Origin of the sequence: Bradyrhizobium sp. (assembly GCF_049581145.1) — a bacterium.
Classification (GTDB): Bacteria; Pseudomonadota; Alphaproteobacteria; order Rhizobiales; family Xanthobacteraceae; genus Bradyrhizobium.
In genome coordinates this window covers 1-3554 of the sequence record NZ_JBAURI010000359.1, presented here as the reverse complement: position 1 = coordinate 3554, position 3554 = coordinate 1, and the positions used below count along the sequence as shown (strand labels likewise).

The following is a 3554-nucleotide window of genomic DNA, read 5'->3' as shown; positions in this document are numbered from 1 at the left end:
GGTATATCGTTTCAAAAAACGACAAGCTGCCGGGAGGGATTTCATGTGCCATCTGTTCGCGCACCAGCCGCAACGCGACTATGAATCGCAGACCCGATCGCTGCGGATCGGTGGCCACTGCACCTCGATCCGCCTGGAATTGTCATTCTGGGATACGCTGGAGGAGATCGCGGCCAAAGAGAACATGAGCCTCGGGAAATTCCTCACCACACTGCACAATGAGGTGCTCGATCACCACGGCGAGGTCAAGAATTTCGCGTCGCTGCTGCGCTGCTCCTGTCTGATCTATCGCGCCAAGAGCGTGGCCGTGCTGCCGGAATTTCAGGGCACCGCGCCCGCCATCATGGACGCCGCCGAATAGCGGCGGCCGATATAATAAGTGCTGCTCATCGTTTGGTCTACCTCTCCCCCAGCGAGAGAGGTCGATTTGCTTGCGGCGATGCGCAGCATCGCCGGTGCAAATCGGGTGAGGGCGCGCCGCACCATCGAGAGAGCAAAACCCTCCATCCGGCGCTTCGCGCCGACCTCCCCTCCGGGAGAGGTGAACTTCGTGGCGTCGCCGTCGTGCAAGTCAATCTGATAGCGGCCCAATATCGAACCTCGATCAAATCTCCTTCTTCTGCATGGCGCCGGCCATGTAATCCGCCTGCCGGATCGCCAGCGACACGATGGTCAATGTCGGGTTGCAGGCCGCACCAGAGGTGAACTGGCTGCCGTCGGACACGAACAGGTTCTTGATGTCGTGGCTCTGGCCGAACTTGTTGACCACGCCGTCTCGCGGCTTCTCGCTCATCCGGTTGGTGCCCATGTTGTGGGTCGAGGGATAGGGCGGCGTTGGATAGGTCACGGTGGCGCCGACGGCGTCATAGACCGCCGCACCCTGCTTGTAGGCGTGCGCCCGCATCGCGACATCGTTCGGATGATCGTCGAAATGCACGCTGGCGACCGCCATGCCGAACTTGTCCTTGGCGACCGGATCGAGCGTGATGCGGTTGGTCTCCTGCGGCATGTCCTCGCCGACCAGCCACATGCCGGCCATTCGCGGATAGGTCTCCATGGCGCTGGTGAAGGGTCGGCCCCATGCGCCCGGATTCAGGAACGCGGCCATGAAGGGCAGGCCGAGCGACAGCGTCTCCATCTCATAACCGCCGACAAAGCCGCGCGTCGGGTTGTTCTTGGCCTCGTCGCGGATGATGCCCGCCATCGTGGTGCCGCGATACATGTGCACCGATTTCTCGAAGCTCGCATAGACGCTGCCGGTCATGTGCCGCATGTAGTTGCGCCCGACCTGACCCGACGAGTTGGCAAGCCCGTCCGGGAACTGGCTCGAGGCGCTGTTGAGCAGGAGCCGAGGACTCTCGATGGAGTTGCCGGCGACCGCCACCACGCGCGCCTTCTGGCGCTGCATGGCGCCGGATTCATCGGCGTAGACCACGCCGGTGACCTTGCCTGATGCGTCGTGCTCGATCTTGATCGCCATGCTGTTGGGACGGACCTCGAGATTGCCGGTGGCCTCGCCCTTCGGGATTTCGGTATAGAGCGTCGACCATTTGGCGCCGGACTTGCAACCCTGGAAGCAGAAGCCGATCTGCTGGCAGGAGCCGCGTCCGTCGCGCGGCTCGGAGTTGATGGCCATGTTGCCGGTGTGCACGGTCTGGTAACCGAGCTTCTTGGCGCCGGCCTCGAGCACCCTGAAATTGTTGTTGCCAGGCAGGCCGGGAATGTTGTTGGTCCTTGTGACGCCCATCTTGTCTTCGGCCTTGGCGTACCACGGCTCCATTTCCGCGAGTGTGACCGGCCAGTCCAAGAGGTTGGCGCCGGGCAATTGTCCGTAGGTCGTCCTGGCCTTGAACTCATGTTCGTCGAAGCGCAGCGATGCGCCGGCCCAATGCACCGTCGAGCCGCCCACCGCTTTCACGATCCAGGCCGGAAGATTGGGGAAGTCCTGATGGACGCGCCAGGTTCCTGACGTCGTGCGCATGTCCTTCCAGGCGAGCTGGGTAAAACTGTCCCATTCGTCGTTGATGAAGTCCGGAATCTCGTAGCGTCCGCCGGCTTCCAGGATGACGACCTTCACGCCCTTCTGCGCGAGTTCGTTGCCCAGCGTTCCGCCGCCGGCGCCCGAACCGATGATCACGACCACGCCGCTATCGTTGAGATCGAATTTAGCCATGTTGAGTCCTCCCTGACTGTTCTTTTTCCCAAACTCCGCTTCTCAGGCCTTCGGGAGCCAGTCGATGTCGGCGAAGCCGCGCTTGATGTAGCCGCCATGCTCGGCGGAGGAGCCCTCGTAGCCGAATTTCGGCCAGAGCTCTTTCTGGTTGTAGAGCGACACCACGAGGTCGCCGCGGATCGTCTTGAAGAACTCGGTGTGCTCGATGCCTTGCAGCAGCGCCACGCGATCGGTTTCCCAGGGCACCTCGGCATAGACCGTCTTGTGACGGTCGTTTGCATCCTGATCGAGCCGGCTGACGCCGCCTTCGATCATCGCCTTGACGGCTGGATCCTTTGCCGCCCTGTCGTCCCATGGCTTGATCGCGGTGATGTAGTAGCTGTCGACCAGAAAATCGTGCGGATAGATGTCGCGCGCGACCTTGACCAACGTCTTCAGCACGGAAGGCGCCAGCGTGGTTCCTTCATCGGCCCAGGCGTCCGAGATGGTGACACCTGCGCTTGCGGCGACCGCGACAACCGGCACCGCGGTGGCCGCACCCTTTAGAAAGACGCGGCGATCATATTTGCTACGACGATCGATTTCTCTCATGGGTTCCTCCGTTGTTTTATGATTGCGTGTTGTTGATCGCGCTTCAGCCGAAGCGGCCGCCCTTCTGGATCACCTCGATCTTGTAGCCATCGGGGTCGGCGACGAAGAAGAAGCGCGCCAGCGTCCTGCCGTCGTGCTTGAAATCGCGGAGCGGACCGGGCGCCAGTTTCTCTCGTTCGAAGCGTGCGTGTTCGGCATCGAGGTCGTCGACGACCACCGCGAGATGGCCGTAGCCGTCGCCGAGCGCATAGGGCTCCTTGCGATCGAAATTGACGGTCAGCTCGACCTCGAACGGTGAGGAGGGATGGCGCAGATAGATCAGCGCGAAACCTTCGAATTTGAGATGATCGGCGACTTCGAGACCGAAGGCGCGCCGGTAGAAATCGAGCGATCGCGTCTCGTCGAGAACGCGGATCATCGAATGAACGGGTTTGGCCATTCAGTGCAACTCCTTCAGATAGGCGATGATGGCGCGGCGGATCTCCGGTTTGGCCTGCCGGTACGCCATGACCGCGCTCGGAATCATCGCCTGCGGGTTGGTCATCCAGGCGTCGAGCCTGGCCTCGTCCCATACGAAATCGGCCTTGGCGAAATCCGCCGAATAGTGAAAGCCCTCGGCGGTGCCGGCACGGCGCCCGACAATGCCGAACAGTGACGGGCCCTGCCGGACCGGATCGGTCAGATTGTCGGTGTGGCATGTCGCGCATTGCTGCTTGAACAGCGTCGCGCCATCCGGCGGCCTTGGCGCGGGCAGCGGCATCTGCGCGCCGGCCATTGTCGCGGCCAGCGC

General features: G+C 62.2%; 6 protein-coding genes. 1 reads left to right on the top strand and 5 read right to left on the bottom strand.

Features of this window, described 5'->3' with window-relative positions:
- The first annotated feature begins 43 nt into the window (after window positions 1-43).
- The gene (locus WCB02_RS11755; RefSeq protein ID WP_423958350.1) at window positions 44-361 is read left to right on the top strand and encodes a ribbon-helix-helix domain-containing protein; all 318 of its coding nucleotides are present in this window, start codon (window positions 44-46) and stop codon (window positions 359-361) included.
- Here WCB02_RS11755 and WCB02_RS11750 read toward each other — a convergent pair.
- The 5 genes from WCB02_RS11750 to WCB02_RS11730 are packed head-to-tail and all read right to left on the bottom strand — an operon-like array spanning window position 322 to window position 3524.
- The gene (locus WCB02_RS11750; protein ID WP_423958348.1) at window positions 322-591 is read right to left on the bottom strand and encodes a hypothetical protein; all 270 of its coding nucleotides are present in this window, start codon (window positions 589-591) and stop codon (window positions 322-324) included. The two genes, WCB02_RS11755 and WCB02_RS11750, sit on opposite strands and share 40 nt — an antisense overlap.
- Window positions 592-604: 13 nt before the next feature.
- A complete protein-coding gene (locus tag WCB02_RS11745; protein ID WP_423958347.1) occupies window positions 605-2173 on the bottom strand; it encodes a GMC family oxidoreductase in 1569 nt (522 codons plus the stop codon).
- Between the two features lie 42 nt (window positions 2174-2215).
- Window positions 2216-2764, bottom strand: coding sequence for a gluconate 2-dehydrogenase subunit 3 family protein (locus tag WCB02_RS11740; protein ID WP_423958345.1), 549 nt, complete (start codon window positions 2762-2764; stop codon window positions 2216-2218).
- A 43-nt stretch (window positions 2765-2807) separates the two neighbouring features.
- The gene (locus tag WCB02_RS11735) at window positions 2808-3203 is read right to left on the bottom strand and encodes a VOC family protein (RefSeq protein WP_423958344.1); all 396 of its coding nucleotides are present in this window, start codon (window positions 3201-3203) and stop codon (window positions 2808-2810) included.
- Window positions 3204-3524, bottom strand: coding sequence for a c-type cytochrome (locus tag WCB02_RS11730; RefSeq protein WP_423958349.1), 321 nt, complete (start codon window positions 3522-3524; stop codon window positions 3204-3206).
- Window positions 3525-3554: the final 30 nt, after the last annotated feature.

Bases quoted from the DNA above. Each gene is read 5' to 3' on its own strand.
- WCB02_RS11735 (WP_423958344.1), bottom strand. From the start codon at position 3,203: ATGGCCAAACCCGTTCATTCGATGATCCGCGTTCTCGACGAGACGCGA.
- WCB02_RS11740 (WP_423958345.1), bottom strand. From the start codon at position 2,764: ATGAGAGAAATCGATCGTCGTAGCAAATATGATCGCCGCGTCTTTCTA.
- WCB02_RS11730 (WP_423958349.1), bottom strand. From the start codon at position 3,524: ATGCCGCTGCCCGCGCCAAGGCCGCCGGATGGCGCGACGCTGTTCAAG.
- WCB02_RS11755 (WP_423958350.1), top strand. From the start codon at position 44: ATGTGCCATCTGTTCGCGCACCAGCCGCAACGCGACTATGAATCGCAG.
- WCB02_RS11745 (WP_423958347.1), bottom strand. From the start codon at position 2,173: ATGGCTAAATTCGATCTCAACGATAGCGGCGTGGTCGTGATCATCGGT.